Source organism: Actinocrinis sp. (assembly GCF_035938995.1).
Classification (GTDB): Bacteria; Actinomycetota; Actinomycetes; order Streptomycetales; family Catenulisporaceae; genus DASZGI01.
On record NZ_DASZGI010000173.1, the window covers coordinates 1 to 20092 of the forward strand.

The following is a 20092-nucleotide window of genomic DNA, read 5'->3' on the forward strand; positions in this document are numbered from 1 at the left end:
CGGATCAAGCCGGAGGGCGTGATCTGGGACTACCAGGACCTGGTCGAGTTCGCCACCGGCAGCATCGCGAAGGTGTTCGGGCCCGAATTCGCCGAGATCGACGGCTACGGAAAGCGGGTGCGGCTGCCCGCCGAGCCGTACCACTTCGTCACCCGGGTCACCGCCCTGGAGGGCAAGACCGGGGTCTACGAGAAGTCCTTCATCCGGACCGAGTACGACGTGCCCGTCGACGCCTGGTACGCGGTCGACGGCGGCGTCCCGCCGGCGGTCGCGATCGAGGCCGGCCAGTGCGACCTGCTGCTGATCAGCTACCTGGGCATCGACTTCCGCAACAAGGGCAAGCGGGTTTACCGGCTGCTCGACAGCACCCTGGTCTTCATCGGCGACCTGCCCAAGACCGGCCAGACCCTGCGCTACGACATCTCCATCAACAAGTTCGTGCGCCAAGGCGACACCACCCTGTTCTTCTTCTCCTACTACTGCTACGCCGACGGCGAGCTCATCCTCGAGCTCAAGGACGCCTGCGCCGGCTTCTTCAGCGACCAGGAGCTCCACACCCCGCTCGGCGTCGTCATGACCGAGAAGCAGAAGGCCGAGCGCGCCGCGCTCACCAAGACCTGGTTCAAGCCGCTGGCCTACACCGACAAGAACCACCTCGACGCCGCGGACCTCGAACTGCTCGCCGCCGGCCGGCCCGGCGACGTCTTCGGCCCGCACCACGCCCAGGACCCCGGCCTCAACCCGGCGCTGCGGCTCCCGGTCGCGAAGCTGCGCATGGTCGACGAGATCGACATCGACCGCAAGGGCGGCCCGCGCGGCATCGGCGCCATCAGCGCCGTGAAGCGGCTCGAGCCGGACGCCTGGTACTTCGAGTGCCACTTCCCGGACGACCCGGTGCTGGCCGGCTCGATGGTGGCCGAGGGCGCAGTGCAGATCCTCCAGACCTACCTGCTGCACCAGGGTATGCACCTGGTCCTGCCGGACGCCCGGTTCCAGACCATCATCGGCCTGCAGACCGAGGTCCAGGTGCGCGGCCAGATCACCCCGCAGCACTCGGAGATCCGCTATGAGATCGAGGTCATGGAGCTGACGCTCCTGCCGCGCCCGTCGGTGATCGCGGACGTCCTGGTCTACCTCGGCGACAAGCCGGTGATCCGGATGCACAACTTCGGCATCCAGATCCGCGAGAAGGACGGCGCCCCGTACCGCCCCGGCCCCGGCGGCATCCCCGAGTTCCTCGGCCGGCGCAACCGCAACGGCGAGCCGGCGATGATCAACGAGCTGCACCTGGCGCACGCCGCGAAGGGCGACCTGGGCACCGCGATGGGCCCCGAGTTCGACGTCTACGCCGAAAGCCGCGCCCCCTACATCCCCAACGGCGACTTCCAGTTCGTCGACCGCATCATGTCCCTGGACGGCACCCGCGGCGACCTGAAGCGCGGGGAGATGGTCACCGAGTACGACTCCCCGGCGGACGCGTGGTACTTCGAGAAGAACTCGTACCCGCACATGCCGAACTGCGTCTACATGGAGAGCTCGCTGCAGGCCGCCATCCTGCTCGGCTACTACCTGGGCGCGACGCTCAAGAAGACCGGCACCCAGTACTCGATCCGCAACCTCGACGGCCGGGCCACCCTGGTCAAGGACGTCGACCTGCGCGGCAAGACCATCCGGCACCACTCCAAGCTGCTGATGACCAGCGCGGTCACCGGCGCGGTGCTGCAGAACTTCTCCTACGAGCTGTCCGCCGACGGAGAGGTCTTCTACACCGGCGAGTCGCTGTTCGGCTACTTCAGCGAGGCCGCGCTGGCCAACCAGGTCGGCATGGACAACGGCAAGTACATCCCCACCTGGCTCGAGCAGCAGGGCGGCGCGGTCACCCCGCGGCGCATCGAACTGCCCGACGACGCCCCCGCGTTCACCGACCCGGCCGGCGGCAACCTGCACCTGCCCGGCGAGCACTTCCACCTGGTCGACTGGGTCGACCTGGTCGCCGACGGCGGCAAGCACGGCCGCGGCTACCTGCACGGGCACCGCGTCGTCCGCCCGGACGAGTGGTACTTCTCCTGCCACTTCCACCGCGACCCGGTCATGCCCGGCTCCCTCGGCGTCGAGGCGATCCTCCAGGCGATGCGCCTGTTCGTCCTCGAACACAACCTCGCCGAGGGCATGGTGCGGCCGCGCTTCGCGATGGCCACCGGCGTCGAGATGAGCTGGAAGTACCGCGGCCAGATCCTGCGCAACGACGGCGAGCTCTTCTTCGACGTGCACATCAAGGAGGTGCGCCGGGAGGCCGACCGCCTGCTGGTCATCGGCGACGCGGATCTGTGGAAGCCGGGCCTGCGCATCTACGAGCTGATCGACGTCGCCATCGAGGTCCGCCCCGAAGGGGCCTGACAGGCAAGTCCGCCCGCAGCAGCACCCCCGAGGAGAGTGTGCCCACCCATGGACACCCGACAGACCCCGCTCCACTGGTATGGGGAGCAGTACCCGAGCACCGACGCGGCCGGGATCTACCAGGCGCTGGCCGACATCGAGCGTCCCTGCTACGTCGTGCACACCCCGAAGGGGATCGGCGCGGTCGCCGGCGGGGCTCCGGGGCCGGCGGGCTCCGGGCTGCCGCTGCTGGCCGCGGTCGCGCCGCTGCCCCCCGAGCGTCTGGGCTCCGCGGCGTTCCGCGCGGCCCACGGGGTGCGCTACGCGTACTACGCCGGGGCGATGGCCGGGGGCATCGCCTCCGCCGACATGGTCATCGCCCTGGCCCGCGAAGGCTTTCTCGCCTCCTACGGCGCGGCCGGCCTGCTGCCGGAGACCATCGAGAAGGCCCTGGCCCGGTTCGCCGCGGAGATCCCCGGACTGCCCTACGCGGTCAACCTGATCCACAGCCCGAGCGAGGAGCGCCTGGAGCGCGAGGCGGTCGAGCTGTTCCTGCGGCACGGCGTTACCTGCGTCGAGGCCTCCGCGTTCATGGGCCTGACACCGCACGTGGTGCGCTACCGGGTGTCCGGCCTGCGCCGGGACCCCGACGGGCGCGTCGTGGCGGGGCACCGGCTGATCGCCAAGATCTCCCGGCCGGAGACCGCCGAGAAGTTCATGCGCCCGGCCCCCGAACAGATGGTCACCGGGCTGCTGCAGCAGGGCCTGATCACCGCGGCGCAGGCCGAACTGGCCAGGATCGTGCCGCTGGCCGACGACGTCACGGTCGAGGCCGACTCCGGCGGCCACACCGACCGGCGCCCGCTGCCCGCCCTGCTGCCCACGATCCTGCGGCTGCGCGACACCGTGCAGTACGAGCAGCACTACCCGAGCCCGATCCGGGTCGGCGCGGCCGGGGGCCTCGGCACCCCGGTCGCGGTGGCCGCCGCGTTCGCGATGGGCGCCGCCTACGTGGTCACCGGCTCGGTCAACCAGTCCTGCCTGGAGTCCGGCGCGTCCAAGGCCACCCGGGCGCTGCTGGCCGAGGCCGGGATCGCCGACTGCGAGATGGCGCCGGCCGCGGACATGTTCGAGATGGGCGTCGAGCTCCAGGTGCTCAAGAAGGGCACGCTGTTCCCGATGCGGGCCAAGCGGCTGTACGAGCTCTACCAGGCATATGACGGCCTCGAGGCGATCCCCGACTCCGAGCGGGTCCGCCTCGAGACGCAGATCTTCCGCCGGCCGCTCGACGACGTCTGGCAGGACTGCGTCGGCTACTTCGAGCGGCGCGACCCGGAGCAGCTGGCCCGCGCCGCCGGCAACCCCAAGCGCCGGATGGCGCTGGTCTTCCGCTGGTACCTGGGGATGTCCTCGCGCTGGTCGACCGTCGGTGAGGCCGACCGCATCCTGGACTACCAGGTCTGGTGCGGCCCGGCGATGGGCAGCTTCAACGACTGGGTGACCGCCAGCTACCTCAAGCCCTCGGGCAATCGGCGGGTCGCTGATGTGGCGCAGCACCTCATGCGCGGCGCCGCGTTCCACACCCGCGTCGCCCAGTTGCGCTCGGCCGGCGTCAACTTCCCGCCGACCGCCGCCGACTACCGGCCCGTCCCGCTGGAATCCGCGGCGGACGCCGTACTGGAAGGCGCGCTGTGAACGCCCGTGCGGTGACGTCCACTGCGCTCCCCGGAGCCGAGGCGGCGGCGCGGCTCGAAACGCTGCTGGGCGATCCGCGCCGGGCCGACAACCCCTACGGATTCGCCGCCGCCGTCGCCCGCGACGAGCGCGACGAGTACCCGGAGCAGCTGACGGCCGCGCTGCGCGAGACCGGCTTCCACCTGAACTACGTGCCCGCCGAATGGGGCGGCGCCTTCCGCTCCTTCTACGACAGCATGATCCTGGTGCGCACGGCCGCCCGGCGCGACCTGAACGTCATGCCCGCCACGATGTTCAGTATCACCGCCGCCACCTGCCTGATCCTGCACGGCTCGGCCGAGCAGCAGCAGCACGCGGCGCGAATTCTGGCCCGCGGCGGCGCCGTCGGCTTCGCCCTGTCCGAGGCCGAGCACGGCAGCGACCTGCTAGCGAACTCCGCGCGCCTGGAACCGGCCGCGGACGGCGGCTGGCTGCTGAGCGGCGAGAAGTGGCTCGTAGGGCGTGGCGCCTCGGCCGACGCGGTCTACGTGGTCGCCCGCACCGGCGAGCGCGGCCCCGGCGCGTTCTCCGCCGTGCTGCTCGACCTGACCGGCCGTGATGCGGAACACGTGGACTCGGAGCACCTGCGGCGCGACACCGCAGTGCGCGCCGGCGGCATGCGCGGCATCGACTTCGCGCACTTCACCTTCGACGCCCTGCCGGTCCCCGCCGACGCCCTCGTCGGCCGCACCGGCGAGGCGCTCGAATCGGCCGTCAAGGCGCAGCAGGTCATCAGGGTCATGAGCATGGCGGGCAGCCTCGGCTGCGCCGACACCGCGCTGCGCCTCACCCTGGACTTCGCCTCGACGCGCACGATCGGCCGCGCGACCCTCATCGACGCGCCCTACCCGCGCCGCGAACTGGCGGCGGCCTCGGCTGCGGTCATCGCCGCCGACATCGCGGCGCTCGCTGCGGTCCGCGGCATCCACGTCGCCCCCGAAGTCTTCAGCGTGTGGGGGTGCGCGGCCAAGCACGTCGTCGCCGAGGCCACCGCCGACCTGATGACGCACTGCGGGACCGTGCTCGCCACCCGCTCGGTGCTGCGCACCGAAGGCCCGGGCGGCGGGATGTACCAAAAGCTGCTGCGCGATTCGGCGCTCTGCCGCGTGGTCGACACCAGCACGGTCGCGAATCTGCGTTCTTACACCGGCCAACTGCCCGCGCTGGCGTTGGCACTGGCCCCGTCCGCGGACGGCCTCACCCCCTCCGGCGACGCCGACGCGCTACGCACCGTCTTCCGCCTCGACGCGCCGCTTCCGGCCTACCAGCCCGAGCGCCTCGACCTGAACGCCCGCGGCAAGGACCCGGCGACCGCCGGGCTCGCCGCCGTCGCCGAGGAGGCCGGCAAGGAACTGGCCGAGTCCGGCGCCGACGACGCCGCCGCGCTGGTCGGCCGGCTCGCCGACGCCGTCTCGGGGCTCGACCGCGAGATCGCCGCGGCCCGCGCCTCCGCCGCGAAGGACAACGCCCTGGTCGACCTAGCCGAGCGGTTCGCCTGGCTGCACACCGCCGCCTGCGCGGTGCACCTGTGGTGGGCGAACCGGGACACCGCCCTGTACGGGGCCGAACCCGGCGCGCCCGGCTGGCTCGAGGCCGCCCTGGCCTACCTGCTCGCCAAGGCCGACGGCACCGACCCCCGGCGCGCCGCCGGGCCGGAGCTGGAGCCCGCCCTCGCCGCCGTCGCCGCCCTGCACGGCGCGGACCGGCTCTTCTGCGCCGTACCCGTCCAGCTGGCCCGCCCCGGCGAGCCGCCCGTCCGACCGGACGACCGGTCATAGGAGATCTGGGAGGACTCGTGTCGAAGAAGGCACACCTGGTGGACTTGGCGGGCGAGCTGGAGCGCCACCTCGGTGACCCGCACGACCCGGCCAGCCGCATGTCGTTCAAGGACGTCCTGGAGTTCGACGAACGGGAAGAGTATCCGTACCCGCTCCTCAACATGCTCCAGCGCCGCCACCTGCCCGAGTACGCCCTGCCGGGCTCGCACGGCGGTATGGCCACCGACGTCGAGGTCGGATTCAACCTGATGCGGATGGTCGCCCGGCGCGACCCGACCAGTGCGGCCGCGCTCATGCTCACCAGCCTGGCCTTCATGCCGACCTGGATCGCGGGCACCGACGAGCAGAAGCGCCACTTGATCTCCGCGATCAAGAACGGCGGCGTCTACGCCTGGGGCCTGTCCGAGCGCGATCACGGCAGCGACCTGCTCAACAACGGCATGCGCGCGGTGAAGGTCGACGGCGGATACCTGCTGGGCGGCGAGAAGTGGCTGATCGGCAACGCCACCGTCGCCGACGGCCTGGCCATCTTCGCCCGCACCGATCCGAAGGGCGGCCCGGCCGGGTACTCGATCTTCATGCTCGAGAAGCGCAAGGCGCCGGCGGGCACCGTCGACGAACTGCCCAACGAGCGCCTGCACGGCCTGCGCGCCATCGACATGAGCGGCGTGCGCCTCGACGGCGTCTTCGTGCCCGACTCCGCGCTCGTCGGACGCGAGGGCCAGGGGCTGGAGCTGGCCCTGAAGACCGCCCAGACCGCCAGGACCGTGATCGGCTGCCTGGCGCTGTCCGCGGCCGACACCAGCATGCGCGTGGTGATGGACTTCGCCGAGAACCGGATCATCTTCGGCAAGGCCGTCGCCGACATCCCTTACTCGCGCCGCCAGCTCGTCGAGTGCTTCGCGGACCTGTTCATCGGCGACGCGGTCGCACTCGGCGCCGTGCGCGCCCTCCAGGTGGCGCCCCAGCAGACCAGCGTGTGGTCCTCCGTCTCCAAGTACTTCCTACCCACGCTGTTCGAGGGGACCGTGTCCCAGCTCAACGTCGTCATCGGCGCCCGGTTCTACCTGCGCGCCCACCCGCACTACGGCATCCAGCAGAAGATGGGGCGCGACCTGGTCGTGGCGAACTTCGCCGACGGCAACACCGTGGTCAATCTCAAGAACATCGCGCTGCAACTCGACCAGCTGGTCGCCACGATGGGCGACGCCGGCGAAGAGCTCAGGGCCGAGTCGATCGAGCGCGTCGGCGTGCTCTACGACATGGACGCCGAGATGCCGCCCTACCAGCCGTGGCGCCAGGAGCTGTTCAGCCGCGGCAAGGACGACGCGCTGCTGGCCTTCCCCGACTCGCTGGCGAAGCTGCGCGTCCTCGCCGCCGACGCCAAGCCGCAGGAGCGCGACTGGCTGCTGCGCGCCGCCGACGCCGCCGAGACCCTGGTCGGCCAGGCGCCCCGGCTGCGCGAGGAGTGCGCCGCGCTGCGCGAGCAGTTCGGCAAGGAGTACGCCCAGTCGGCCGAGCTGTTCGACCTCGCCAAGCAGTACAGCCTCATGCACGCCGCGGCCGCGTGCGTGCACACGCACGTGTACTCGCACGGCCTCATGGAGGACCCGCTGCCCAGCGGCGCCCTGCTGCTGCTCCAGATGGAGCGGCTGCACCGGCACTTCCGGCCGCACGAGGCGATCACCGACGTCGCGGTGGTCGACGAGGTCATGCGGATCCTGCGGCACATGTACCGGGAGAACCGGCTGTTCTCGTACTGGCAGTTCCAGCTCGCGGACCGCGGCGACGTGGCGAGCGCGCACAACTGACGGCTGACCTGGCCGCGAGGAAACACGACTACTGGAGGACACGCAATGCCTGCAACGCCAGACAAGCCGAGCGTCGCGGTCGTCGGCGCCGGGGTCTCCGGCCTCTCCGCGGCCTACCAGCTGCGCGGGCACGCCGCGATCACGCTGTACGAGGCCGAGGACCGGCTCGGCGGCCACGCCAACACCATCGAGGTCCAGGACGCCGGGCGCACCGTCGGCATCGACACCGCCTTCGTGGTCTTCAACAAGCCGAGCTACCCGAACGTCAGCAAGTTCTTCGAGGAGCTCGGCGTCGAGACCGTCCAGCACCTCGGCGGCTTCAACTTCTTCGACCTGGACACCGGCACCCAGTACGGCACCGCCGAGCTGAACCTGTCCGAGGAGGAGGTCACGGCCAACTACGCGGAGGACTTCCAGAACCTGTGGCGGGAGGCGCGGCGCTTCCACGACGAGGGCCGCCGCGACTTCTTCCGCAAGCGCACCGACATGCCGCTGGGCGAGTACCTCGACCGCGGCGGCTACAGCCAGGACTTCCGCTACGGCTACGTGATCCTGCTGTGCACCGCCGTGTGGTCGGTCCCGGCCGAGCTGATCTGGGAGATGCCGGCCACCACCGTCATCGCGTTCTTCATGGCCCACGACGAGGGCGGCCTCGGCGGCCAGCGGGTCGAGTGGAACACGGTCAAGGGCGGCTCGATCAACTACGTGCGCAAGGCGGTCGCGGCGATCGACCCGAAGCTGCGGGTGGGCGAGCCGGTCACCGCGATCCGCCAGGACCCGGACGGGGTGACCGTGGTCACCGCCGAGGGCGAGGACAAGTACGACTACGCGATCGTCGCCTGCCACGGCGACCAGGCGCGCGAGCTGCTGGTCAACCCCAACGCGGTGCAGCGCGAGACGCTGGCCAAGATCCGCTACAACGCCTCCAAGGTCGTCCTGCACACCGACGCCTCGTGCATGCCGGCCGACCGCAGCCGCTGGGAGAACTGGAACTACGGCAAGGTCACCGTCGACGGCGCGGTGAAGCCGTTCGTGGCCTACTACATGAACAAGCTGCACCGGTTCGAGTCGGAGCTGGACTACTTCGCCACCCTCGACTACCCGCTGCCGATCCGCGAGGACCTGGTCATCCGGGAGATCGACTACACCCACCCGATCATCGACCTGGACCTGCGCAACCTCCAGGAGACCATCTACAAGGTCAACGAGGGCGGGCGGGTCAAGCTGTGCGGCTCGTACTTCCACTCCAAGCAGCTGCACTTCGACCAGATCGGGTCGCACGAGGCCGGCTTCTCCTCGGGCCGGGACGCCGCGCTCCAGCTCCTGCGCGAGATCTCCGCGTCCTGACACGGCCGGGCCGGGGCGCGGCGGATCCCGCCGGTCGGCGTGCACAGCGCGGACCGGCGGGATTAAGGCGGGCTTTAGCGGTTCTCGATATCTGGTTCCGGACCCGTGTCGGCGATGGTGCGCGCGGGAACCGGTCCCTACGATGACCACCGACAACCGATAGCAGCACCCTCCCACGCCGCGGCGGGCAGTTCCGGTCCGCCGCGCCCCGCCCCGCTGCACATCCCGAGGAAGGCCGCGATCGTGCCCACTCTGCCCTGGACCACTCCGAACAAGCCCGCGCCGGGAGTCACCCAGGCGTACGTCATGTCGTCGAAGTTCGAACTGCGCTCGCTGCTGGACGTGCCCCGTTTCTTCCTGAAGTCCATGGGCGCCTGGAACCAGGTGCGCAAAGCCCCGGGCTGCTTCGGCGCCTCGCTGATCGCGCAGCCGGCCAAGCGCACCTTCTTCACCCTGTCCGCTTGGGAGGACCGGGGCGCGCTCTACACCTACGCCAAGACGCAGCCGCACCAGGGGATCATGAACGGGCTGCGGTCCACCATGCGCCGCTCGACCTTCACCTTCTGGGAGGTCCCGATCGACCAGCTGCCGATCACCTGGGACGACGCCAAGCGCCGGCTGGCCGAGAAGGAGACCGAGGACACCGCGGCCGCCGCGAGCGGAACTCAGTCGTAGTGCACTGAGCTGAAGTGAACCGACTCGCGGCGCGCACGACCGCAGCGCCAACGGGCGCTGCGTCCACACGTACGTACCGTGAGGAGAGCTCTGCGATGCCGGAATCGGATGTGGGGGCCTCCGGGCCGGCCGAGCGGGGCGCTGCCCCGGCGCGGCAGGCCACCCCGTGGCGGGTGGCCGTCGTCGCCTGCAGCCTTCCCATGGCGATGGTCACGCTGTCCAACCTCGTCGTCTCGACGGCGCTGCGCACCCTCGCGCTCAAGCTGCACGCCTCGACCGCGCAGCTGCAGTGGTTCATCAACGCCTACGTCCTCGCCTTCGCCTGCCTGCTGCTGGCCGGCGCGGCTCTCGGCGACCGGTTCGGCCGCCGCAGGGTCTTCATTCAGGGCATCGTGCTGTTCACCGTGGCCTCGGTCGGCTGCGGCCTGTCGACCACCAGCGCCGAGCTGATCGCCACCCGGGCGGTCCAGGGGGTCGGCGCCGCGGCCGTGCTGCCGCTGTCCCTCTCGCTGCTGGCCCAGACCGTCCCGGCGAAGCAGCGCGCGCTGGCGCTGGGCCTCTGGTCGAGCCTGAACGGCGTGGCCGTCGCGCTCGGCCCGGTCGTCGGCGGCGCGGTACTCGGCGGCCTGGACTGGCACTGGATCTTCTGGCTCAACATCCCGGTCGGCGTCGTCTCGATCCCGCTGGTGCTCGCGCTGCTGCCGGAGAGCAAGCTCCCCGAGGTCGGCTTCGACGTGCCTGGCATGGTCTTGGCCGCGGCCGGGCTGGTCGCCGTGGTCTGGGGGATCGTGCACGCCCAGGCGGACGGATGGCTCTCGGCCGGGGTGCTCGGGGCGTTCGCGGCCGGAGTGGCGCTGCTCACCGTCTTCACCCTCTGGCAGCGCCGGGCCGCCCGGCCGCTGCTGCCGCTCTCCTTCTACCGGATCCGGGCGTTCACCCTCACCAACATCGTTTCCGCGGCGATGTACTTCGGGGTGTTCGGCTCGCTGTTCCTGATCGTCCAGTTCCTCCAGATCGCGCCGCCGCGCACCCCGCTTCAGGCCGGGGTGATGCTGCTGCCCTGGACCCTGATGCCGATGGTGGTCGCGCCGCTGGCCGGAGCACTGACCGACCGGCTCGGCGGCGGCCGGCTGATGGCGCTCGGCCTGTTTCTCCAGGCCGGCGGCCTGGCCTGGCTCATCCTCATCGCCACCGCGAACACCTCCTATGGCTTGGAAGCCGGCCCGATGCTCGTGTCTGGCATCGGGATGGGCTTCGTGTTCGCGCCCACCGCCGCCGTTGTGATCGGCTCGGTCGGCCCGCGGTTCGCCGGGAAGGCCTCCGGCGCGAACACCACCGTCCGGGAGATCGGCGGCGCGCTGGGCATCGCCGTGCTCAGCACCGTCTTCGTCGACTACGGCGGATCCGCCGGGGCCGGAGCCGCGCAGTTCCTCGGCGGACTGCGCCCGGCGATCTGGGTCGGCGTCGCCGTGGTGATGGCCGGCGGGCTGTGCGCACTGGCCATCCCGCGCGCGACCGCGCCGCTTCCCGCGCCCGCCGCCGAGGAACCGGTCGCTGTGTCCGTTTGAGTCGCGTCTGTCTGAGTCGCGTCCGTCTGAGCCGTGTCTTTCTTCTTTCTTACGGAGCGGCGGCCGTCCGAACCGGTGCCCGGGCGGCCGCCGTTTTTTCATTGAGGTCTGATCCACGTTCCCGCCACACGCAGCGCAACCATCGCAGTGCTCTTGGTTAAGCGCTGCTACAGGCTATGTCCGTAATGTCGTGGAACGGGTGATCAAAAACGCCTATGGCGGCCCGAGTTTCAGCCCCACGAACGTCTGCGGAAAGGAACCGACGATGAAGTCCGACCTCGCGATGTACGGCGGGCGCCCCGTCGTCCAGCCGGAGCACCGCCGCCTCGAGTGGCCGGTGGTGACGCAGGCGGACCGGGAGGCCGTGCTCAGCGTCCTGGACACCGGGAAGTTCACCGTCGGCGCCAAGGACGAGAAGGAGATCCACGGGCTGGAGCGCGAGTGGGCGGAGTTCTCCGGCACCCGCGAGGCGGTCGCCCTCAACAGCGGCACCGTCGCCCTGCACCTGGCGCTGGCCGCGCTCGACATCCAGCCGGGCGACGAGGTCATCGTGCCCGCGCTCAGCTACGTCGCCACCGCGATGGCGCCGCTCTACCAGCTGGCGATCCCGGTCTTCGTGGACATCGACCCGCTCACCTTCAACATCGACGTCAACCAGATCGAGGCCAAGATCACCGAGCGGACCCGGGCGATCATCCCGGTGCACCTCGGCGGCCTGCCGGCCGACATGGACGAGATCAGGGCCCTGGCGCGCAAGTACAACCTGCTGGTGATCGAGGACACCGTCCAGGCCCAGGGCGGCAAGTACCGCGGCGAGACCTGCGGCTCGATCGGCGACATCGGCTGCTTCAGCCTGAACGTCGAGAAGAGCATCCCCACCTGCGGCGAGGGCGGCCTGGTCACCACGAACGACCCGGAGGTCGCCGCGAAAATCCGGAGCCTGCGCGTCCTCGGCGAGGACCTGAGCGGCCCGAACCGGCTCTACATCTCGGACTGCATGGGCAGCAACCTCAAGCTCAGCTCGGTCCTGGCCGCGTTCACCCGCAGCCAGCTCGCCCGGTTCTGGGAGTACCAGCACAAGCGGGACGCGAACGTGCCGGTCTTCCTGGACAAGCTGGCCGAGCTGCCCGGCATCGTCGTGCCGAAGCTCCCGACCGACCGCACGCACAGCTGGCACATGCTGCGCTTCCGCTTCGACCCGCGGGCCGCCGGGCTCGACGGCGTCGAGGCCGGACCGTTCCGCCAGGCGCTGCGGCGCGCGCTGCTGTCCGAGGGCGTCCCGCTGACCTTCTACCAGATCGTCCCGCTGCCCGGACAGCCGGTCTTCCAAGAGCGCAGGGCGTACGGCAAGGGCTACCCCTGGACGCTGCCCGAGTCGCGGCCGCAGATCTACGACCTGGCCGACTACCCGGTGACCTCGCAGGTGATCGAGGACTCCCTGGTGCTGCGCCGGATGCATCTGAACCCCGACGCGGGCCCCGCGCTGGCCGAGTACGCCGAGGCGTTCCACAAGGTCTGGGCGAACCTGGACACCATCGCGCACCTGGCCCGCACGATGCCGTACGCGCCGCCGTGGGACGCGATGAAGACGCTGCGCTCCGGTCAGCAGCTCGTCGAGGCCGGCGTCCTGGCATGACCGCATGGGACGACGAGTTGGCGGCGCTGCGCTCCCGGGCGCTCGCGGTCCGGGAGCACATCCTCGCGATCGGCGCCACGCCGCTCGGCACGCACCTCGGCGGGTCGCTCTCCGCGGCCGACATCCTCGTCGCGCTGTACTTCCACACGCTGCGCGTGCGCCCCGACGAGCCGGACTGGCCGGACCGCGACCACTTCGTGCTCAGCAAGGGCCACGCCAGCGCCGCCCTCTACGCGACCCTGGCCGAGCGCGGGTTCTTCGACCCGGCCGAGCTGGCGACCTACGGGCGGGCCGGCGGGCGGCTGCTCTCGCACCCCACCACCAAGGTGCCGGGCGTGGAGTTCGCCACGGGCTCGCTCGGCCACGGCCTGTCGCTGGCGGTCGGACTCGCCCTGGCCGCCCGCCGCGCCGGGCGGCCGAACCGGGCCTTCGTCCTGCTCGGCGACGGCGAGCTGCAGGAGGGCTCGGTCTGGGAGGCGGCCATGTCGGGCGCGCACTTCGAACTGGACAACCTGACCGCGATCGTGGACCGCAACCGGCTGCAGATCAACGGCTCGACCGAGAAGCGGATGCGGCTGGAGCCGCTGGCCGACCGGTGGACCGCCTTCGGCTGGCGCGCGGTCCCGGTCTCAGGGCACGACCTCAGGCAACTCGTCGAGGCGCTGGACTCGGTCCCCGCTGAGACCGGGCGGCCGACCGTGCTGATCGCCGACACCGTGAAGGGGCGCGGCGTGAGCTTCCTGGAGAACCGCAAGCAGAGCCACTACGCGGCGCTCGGCCGGGACACCCACGCACGGGCGCTGGCCTCACTGCGAGGTGCGCCATGAGCGCGGCGTTCGCGTCCGCGCGGGCCGTCGCTGCCAAGAGCGGTACTGCTCCTGCAAGCACGGCCACGGCAAGCACTGCTCCTGCAAGCACTGCCACGGCAAGTACGGCTGGTGCGATACCAGACTCGGACCGAGCCGCGTATCGGGCGGCACTGCTGGAGCTGGCCCGCGCGGACCGGCGGATCTGGTGCCTGGACACCGACATGGGCGGCCTCGAGCGCGAGTTCGAGGCCGAACTCCCGGACCAGTACGTCGACCTGGGCATCGCCGAGGCGAACCTGATGACGGTCGGGGCCGCGCTCGCCCGCACCGGCCTGATCCCGTTTGTCAACACGATGGCCGCGTTCGCCTCCGCGCGGGCGCTGGAGCAGGTCAAGATCGACATCGCCTACCACAACCTGCCGGTCCGCATCGTCGCGACGCACGCCGGTCTCTCCGGCGCGACGTACGGCCCGACCCACCACGCCCAGCAGGACCTGGCGGTCATGCGGTCGATGCCCAACATGACCGTCATGACGCCGGCCGACCCGGCTGAGACCGTCCGCATGGTCAGAGCCGCCGCGTACCTGCCCGGACCGGTCTACATCCGGATGGGCCGGGCCGCGACCCCGCCGGTGTACGAGGGCGAGCAGCTGTTCGCCGTCGGCCAGTCGGTCGAGCTGCGGCAGGGAGACGACGTGGCCATCATCGCCGCGGGCGCCTATCCGGTGCTGTTCGCGCTGGAGGCTGCGCAGCAGCTGTCGCTGCTGGGCGTCGAGGCGCGGGTGCTCAACATGCACACCCTCAAGCCGCTGGACGAGGACGCGGTCCTCGCGGCCGCGGTCAACACCCGCGGCATCGTGACCGTCGAGGACCACACCGCGTACGGCGGTCTCGGCGGCGCGGTGGCTGAGCTGGTCGGCTCCCGCCACCCGGTGCGGATCGAGCGCGTCGGCATCGAGGACGTGTTCTGCGACCGCCCCGGCACCCACCGCGAACAGCTGGCCCACTACGGCGTCTCGCCCGCCCACGTCGTCGCGGCGGCCAGACGCGTGGCGGGTGCCGCGGGACCGTGGTCGCCCTTCGTCGGATGAGCCGCAAACGGGCGGCCCGGCACCAGGAAGAAACGAGAGGTTGAAATGGCCATCAATACCGTGATCAACACCGCCTGCCCGGAGTGCGGCAAGTCCGTGCCGGTCGCCGCGGACGCGCGGGTGTCGTCGATCGTCGGCTGCCCGGACTGCGGGGTCGAGCTCGAGGTGCTCAGCGTCGACCCGATCGAGCTGGCGCTGGCTCCGGAGATCGAAGAGGACTTCGGGGAGTAACCGTGATCGACGGACACGACGGTCGGCTCGCCGTTCTGACTTCGCGCGTCCGGCTCGAGGAGAACCTCATCTTCACCGCGCTCGAACGGCGCCGCGTGCCGTATCTGCAGGTGGACGAGCGCGACCTGATGGCCGAGCTGCGCCCGGCCGAGACCCGGTTCCGCGGCGTGCTCAACCGGATCATGTCGCACACCCGCAGCGTCTACGCGGCGCGGCTGTTCGAGGCCGGCGGCGTGACCGTGTTCAACTCGGCGCACGTCACCGCCACCTGCGGCGACAAGATCCTCACCACGACGGCGCTGGCCTGCGCCGGCGTGCCGACCCCGCGCACCATCGTGGCGCTGACCCCGCGCGCGGCCCTGGAGGCGATCGAGCGCATCGGCTACCCGGCGGTGGTCAAGCCGGCGGTCGGCTCCTGGGGCCGGCTGATGGCGAAGGTCAACGACCGGGACGCGGCCGAGGCGCTGATCGAGCACAAGGAGGCGCTCAAGTCGCCGATCCACACGGTGTTCTACGTCCAGGAGTACATCGACAAGCCCGGCCGCGACATCCGCGTCGCGATCATCGGCGACGAGGTGGTCGCGGCGATCTACCGCGGCTCCGACCACTGGATCACCAACACCGCGCGCGGCGGCAAGCCGGAGCCGTGCCCGCTGACCGACGAGCTGGTCAAGCTCACCCGGCTGGCGTCCGACGCGGTCGGCGGCGGCCTGCTCGCCGTGGACCTGCTCGAGCGCCCGGACGGCGAGCTGCTGGTCAACGAGATCAACCACACCATGGAGTTCCACGGCCTGGTGGAGGCGACCGGCATCGACCTGGCCGACCGGCTGGTCGACTACATCGAGGAGACCTTGTGCGAGTGAAGGCTTCGGTGGTCGGGGCCGGCGGCTACATAGGCGGCGAGGCGGTCCGGCTGCTGGCCCAGCATCCGATGGTCGAGCTGGCCCAGGTCACCTCGAACCGAAACGCCGGGCGGCCGGTGCACACCGCACACCCGAACCTGCGCGGGCAGACCGGCCTCGCCTTCGCCGGCCAGGACGACCTCGAGGCCTGCGACGTGCTGTTCCTGGCCACGCCGCACGGGGTGTCCGGGGAGTCGATCGAGCGGTGGTCCGCGCTGGCGCCGGTGGTCATCGACCTCAGCGCGGACTTCCGGGTGCGCGACCCGGCCGTGCGCGCCCGCTACTACCGCGGCCCCGGGCCCGACCCGGGATGGCTGTCCCGGTTCGAGGCCGGAATCCCGGAGCTGAACCGGGAGGGGCTGCGCGGCGCGAAGCACGTCGCGGTCGCCGGCTGCATGGCCAACGCCGCGATCCTCGCGCTGTACCCGCTCGCCGCGGCAGGGCTCGTCGACGGCTCGGTGATCGTCGACGCGCGCACCGGGTCGAGCGGCGGCGGCACCACCCCCGACGAGGGCAGCCACCACCCCGAGCGCAGCGGAGCCCTGCGGATGTACAAGCCGCACGGCCACCGCCACACCGCGGAGATCGAGCAGGCGTGCGGCGTGCCGGTGCGCATGTCGGTCACCGGCGTGGAGGCGGTGCGCGGAGTCCAGGTCGTCTGCCATGTCACGCCCGCCCGGCCGGTCACCGAGCGGGACCTGTGGGCGGTCTACCGCGACGCGTACGGGGACGAACCGTTCGTCCGCCTGATCCGCGAGCGCTCCCCGCTTCGGCGCCTTCCCGAGCCGAAGATCCTCAGCGGCACCAACTTCTGTGACATCGGGCTGGCGCTCGACCCCGGCGGCGAGCGCGTCGTGGTCGTCTCCGCGCTCGACAACCTCGTGAAGGGGGGAGCAGGAAATGCCGTCCAGTGTCTCAACCTCGCCTTCGGCTGGGACGAGCGAACGGGCCTGGGGTTCGCCGGACTCCATCCGGTCTGAGCTGCACGTGGTCAAGATCGGCGGCTCGCTGGACGACCGGATGCGCGGGGCTTGCGCAGACGTCGCTGAGCTGCGCCGCCGGGGCCACCGGGTCGTGGTCGCGCACGGCGGCGGCGCCGAGGCCGACCGGCTCGGCGCGCAGCTCGGCCGGACCACTCGCCACCTCACCTCGCGCAGCGGCGTGCACAGCCGCTACACCGACGCCGAGGCTCTGGACACCCTGAGCACCGCGATCCTGGGCCGAGTGAAGCCGGCTCTGGTGGCGGCGCTTCTGGCGCAGGGCGTGCCCGCGATCGGTTTGTCCGGCATCGACGCGGGCGTGGTCACGGCAGTCAAGACCGCGCCGGCGCGGGTCCTGGTCGACGGGGCCGAGCGCGTCGTGCGCGACGACCTGACCGGGCGGATCGCCGCAGTGGATGTCAGGCTACTGAACCTGCTGCTCGACGCCGGATACACCCCGGTCCTCTCGCCGCCTGCGCTCGACCCGGCCGCGGGTCCGCTGAACGTGGACGCCGACCGCCTCGCCGCCGCCGTGGCCGGGGCGCTGCGCGCCGACTGGCTGATCGTGCTGTCCAACGTCCCCGGGCTGCTGCGCGACCCGGCCGACCCCGACAGCCTGATCGAGAAGGTGCGCCACAGCGACCTCGCCGACCACGTGGCGGCCGTCGGCGGGCGCATGCGGGTGAAGCTGCGCACCGCCGGAGAGGCGCTGGCCGCCGGCGTCGCGCGCGTCGTACTGGCGGACGGCCGCAACCCGTCGCCGATCCTGGCCGCGCGGGAGGGCCAGGGCACTGTTTTTGAGTCAGATGCTGTTTTTGAATCAGACACTGTTTTCGAATCAGCTGCCGTATTCGATGCGGACGGGGTCGCGGGGAGGGAACGAGGGTGACGACCGAGCCGTACACGGCGTCTGATTCGAACACGGCGTCTGATCCGAACACCGCCGAGGAGCGGCTGCTGCGCGACCTGGTGGAGATCCCGTCCGTCTCGGGCTCCGAACAGGACATCGCCGCCCATCTGGTGCGGGTGCTGCCGCGGTGGGGCTTCGAGAGCCACCTGGACGAGGCCGGCAACGCGATCGGCCGGCGCGGCGACCCCGACGCGCCGATGATCATGCTCACCAGTCACATGGACACCGTCCCCGGCGACATCCCGGTGCGGCAGGAGGGATCCATCCTGCACGGGCGCGGCACCGTGGACTGTAAGGGGCCGCTCGCCGCGATGATCTGCGCGGCGTCCCGCTGGGAGGCGCGCGGCGCGCAGGTCGTGGTCGCCGGAGTCGTCGAGGAGGAGACCTTCGGGCGCGGCGCGCACCAACTGGCCCGGGACTTCTCCCCGGACCTGGCCATCGTGGGCGAGCCCAACGGCTGGGCCGGCATCGGCATCGGCTACAAGGGCCGGTTCCTGGCCCGCTACGAGGTCTCGCGCCCGGCCGCGCACACGGCGCATCCGGGGGAGCGGGCCACCGAGGCCGCGATCGCGTTCTGGAACCGGATGACCGCGTACCTCGACGGCTTCGCCCCCGCCGGGCGCGCCTTCGACCGGCCGATCCCGACCCTGAACGAGATGGCCGGCACGCTCGAGAACGCCGCGCTGACTCTCTCCTGCCGCACGCCGCCCGGATTCGACCTGGCGGCGTTCGAGGACTTCCTCGAGGCGAGCCGCGCCGACGGCGTGCTCACGATCGAAGACCGCACCCCGGCCGCGCTCGTCGACACCTCTGGCGGCGCCGTGCGCGCGCTGTCCGCCGGCATCCGCGCACAGCAGGGCCGGCCGAAGCTCAAGCTCAAGACCGGCACCGCGGACCTGAACATCGTCAACCAGTTCTGGCCGGTGTCCCTGGCCGTCTACGGCCCCGGCGACTCGAGCCTCGACCACACCGACCACGAGCACATCGACCTGCGCGAGTACGCCGCCTCGATCGACGTGCTCACCGTCGCGCTCGAGCACGCGGCGCGGGAACTGGCCGGGGCGCGGCTCGCGGCGCTGCGATGACGGACAGCGTGATGACAGACAGCGTGACGACCGACGTCGCCGAGCGGGTCGCACCGGAGCAGCACACGCGCGCGGAGTCCGGTGCGCTGCCCGCGTACATCGCGATCACGATCGCCGTGGTGCTCTGGGGCCTCGCCCCGGTGGCCACCCGCTATCTCGTGTTGCGCGCCGACCCGCTCGGCGTGCTCGGGCTCAGGTTCGCATTGTGTTCCGTGCTCTATCTTCCGGTTCTGCCACGGCTGCACGCGCACGGCTACCGCCAGCCCGGGGCGGCACGCTGGACCCGCCGCGACGTGCTGCTGCTCGTCGGCTGCGGACTTGCCGGGATCGTCGGCTACAACGTTCCGGTCACCTACGGCACGCAACACGTCCAAGCAGCATTGGCGGGCATCCTGCTGTCCACCGAATCGCTGTGGATCGCCGGATTCAGCGTTCTGCTGCTCAAGGAGCGGCCGACGCCCCGGCTGCTCGGCGCGCTCGCGGTGGGCGCGGCCGGGGTCGCGACGCTGCTGATCGCCGGCGGTGGCCTGGACGTGCGCGCCTCGATGCTCGTCGGCTGCTTGCTGATCCTGCTCGGCGCGTCCATGTGGGGGTTGTACTCGGTCTGCGTCGGGCCGCTGATCCGCCGGATGGGCACCCTCCCTGTCAGCGCCCTGACGCTGTGGATCGGCACCGTCCCGCTCGTCGCCGTCGGCGGCCCCGCGATGGCCTCCGCGGCGGGACACCTGACGGCTGGAAGCTGGACTGTTCTAGTCCTGTACGGCCTCGGCCCCAACATCATCGGCATGCTGCTGTGGAACTACGGCGTGTCCCGAGTGGCGCCTTCCCGGGCGGCTGTGTTCCTCTACCTCTACCCGGCCGTCGGCGTCGCGGGAGGCGTGCTCCTCCTCGGCGAGCGCGCGACGGCGGGCATGGCCGTCGGCGGCCTGCTCGTGGTGTCGGCGCTGGTGCTCACGACTCGGGCGCAGCGGAAACGGGACAGTGTTTCAGCTCGTCGAGGCTAGCCGCGACGGATCCCCCTCGGCGGGAGACTGCTGAGGAACCCGCCGACGGCTTCGCGCGCCCGCAGCACCGCGAGTGCGGTGTTCGCGATGCGCAGCACCCGGGCGTTGGTCCCCTGCGTGCTCAGCATGGAGCGGATGATCCACATCCTCAGCAG

General features: G+C 71.2%; 15 protein-coding genes and 1 pseudogene. All 16 read left to right on the forward strand.

Going from position 1 to position 20092, the window contains the following annotated elements; all coding sequences use genetic code 11:
- Positions 1-2397: pseudogene (locus VGZ32_RS12460) on the forward strand (hypothetical protein); the annotation flags it as partial.
- 48 nt (positions 2398-2445) lie between these two features.
- On the forward strand, positions 2446-4071 hold the full coding sequence (locus VGZ32_RS12465; protein WP_326886127.1) for a PfaD family polyunsaturated fatty acid/polyketide biosynthesis protein: 1626 nt from the start codon (positions 2446-2448) through the stop codon (positions 4069-4071).
- An 11-nt stretch (positions 4072-4082) separates the two neighbouring features.
- The gene (locus VGZ32_RS12470) at positions 4083-5888 is read left to right on the forward strand and encodes an acyl-CoA dehydrogenase family protein (RefSeq protein WP_326886128.1); all 1806 of its coding nucleotides are present in this window, start codon (positions 4083-4085) and stop codon (positions 5886-5888) included.
- Positions 5889-5905: 17 nt separating this feature from the next.
- The gene (locus VGZ32_RS12475; RefSeq protein ID WP_326886129.1) at positions 5906-7699 is read left to right on the forward strand and encodes an acyl-CoA dehydrogenase; all 1794 of its coding nucleotides are present in this window, start codon (positions 5906-5908) and stop codon (positions 7697-7699) included.
- A gap of 45 nt (positions 7700-7744) precedes the next feature.
- Positions 7745-9046, forward strand: a complete 1302-nt coding sequence (locus VGZ32_RS12480) for an NAD(P)/FAD-dependent oxidoreductase (RefSeq protein WP_326886130.1) — start codon at positions 7745-7747, stop codon at positions 9044-9046.
- Positions 9047-9289: 243 nt separating this feature from the next.
- Entirely contained in the window at positions 9290-9721 is a 432-nt protein-coding gene (locus VGZ32_RS12485) for a DUF3291 domain-containing protein (protein WP_326886131.1), read from the forward strand.
- A gap of 95 nt (positions 9722-9816) precedes the next feature.
- Positions 9817-11289 (forward strand): DHA2 family efflux MFS transporter permease subunit, encoded by a 1473-nt coding sequence (locus VGZ32_RS12490; protein ID WP_326886132.1) that lies wholly within the window; start codon positions 9817-9819, stop codon positions 11287-11289.
- 265 nt (positions 11290-11554) lie between these two features.
- Positions 11555-12925: a DegT/DnrJ/EryC1/StrS family aminotransferase gene (locus VGZ32_RS12495; RefSeq protein WP_326886133.1), complete on the forward strand. Its 1371-nt coding sequence runs from the start codon at positions 11555-11557 to the stop codon at positions 12923-12925.
- Positions 12922-13752 (forward strand): transketolase, encoded by an 831-nt coding sequence (locus VGZ32_RS12500; protein ID WP_326886134.1) that lies wholly within the window; start codon positions 12922-12924, stop codon positions 13750-13752. The genes VGZ32_RS12495 and VGZ32_RS12500 overlap by 4 nt, the downstream gene beginning before the upstream one ends.
- Positions 13749-14825, forward strand: a complete 1077-nt coding sequence (locus VGZ32_RS12505) for a transketolase family protein (protein ID WP_326886135.1) — start codon at positions 13749-13751, stop codon at positions 14823-14825. The genes VGZ32_RS12500 and VGZ32_RS12505 overlap by 4 nt, the downstream gene beginning before the upstream one ends.
- A 45-nt stretch (positions 14826-14870) precedes the next feature.
- Positions 14871-15056: a lysine biosynthesis protein LysW gene (locus VGZ32_RS12510; protein WP_326886136.1), complete on the forward strand. Its 186-nt coding sequence runs from the start codon at positions 14871-14873 to the stop codon at positions 15054-15056.
- 2 nt (positions 15057-15058) lie between these two features.
- On the forward strand, positions 15059-15919 hold the full coding sequence (gene lysX, locus VGZ32_RS12515) for a lysine biosynthesis protein LysX (protein ID WP_326886137.1): 861 nt from the start codon (positions 15059-15061) through the stop codon (positions 15917-15919).
- Entirely contained in the window at positions 15916-16938 is a 1023-nt protein-coding gene (gene argC / locus VGZ32_RS12520) for an N-acetyl-gamma-glutamyl-phosphate reductase (protein WP_326886138.1), read from the forward strand. The genes lysX and argC overlap by 4 nt, the downstream gene beginning before the upstream one ends.
- Before the next feature lie 7 nt (positions 16939-16945).
- Positions 16946-17827 (forward strand): [LysW]-aminoadipate kinase, encoded by an 882-nt coding sequence (locus tag VGZ32_RS12525; protein WP_326886139.1) that lies wholly within the window; start codon positions 16946-16948, stop codon positions 17825-17827.
- On the forward strand, positions 17824-18933 hold the full coding sequence (locus VGZ32_RS12530; protein WP_326886140.1) for a M20/M25/M40 family metallo-hydrolase: 1110 nt from the start codon (positions 17824-17826) through the stop codon (positions 18931-18933). Before VGZ32_RS12525 ends, VGZ32_RS12530 begins: the two co-directional genes overlap by 4 nt.
- Before the next feature lie 11 nt (positions 18934-18944).
- Positions 18945-19937: a DMT family transporter gene (locus tag VGZ32_RS12535; RefSeq protein ID WP_326886141.1), complete on the forward strand. Its 993-nt coding sequence runs from the start codon at positions 18945-18947 to the stop codon at positions 19935-19937.
- The last annotated feature ends 155 nt before the right edge of the window (positions 19938-20092 follow it).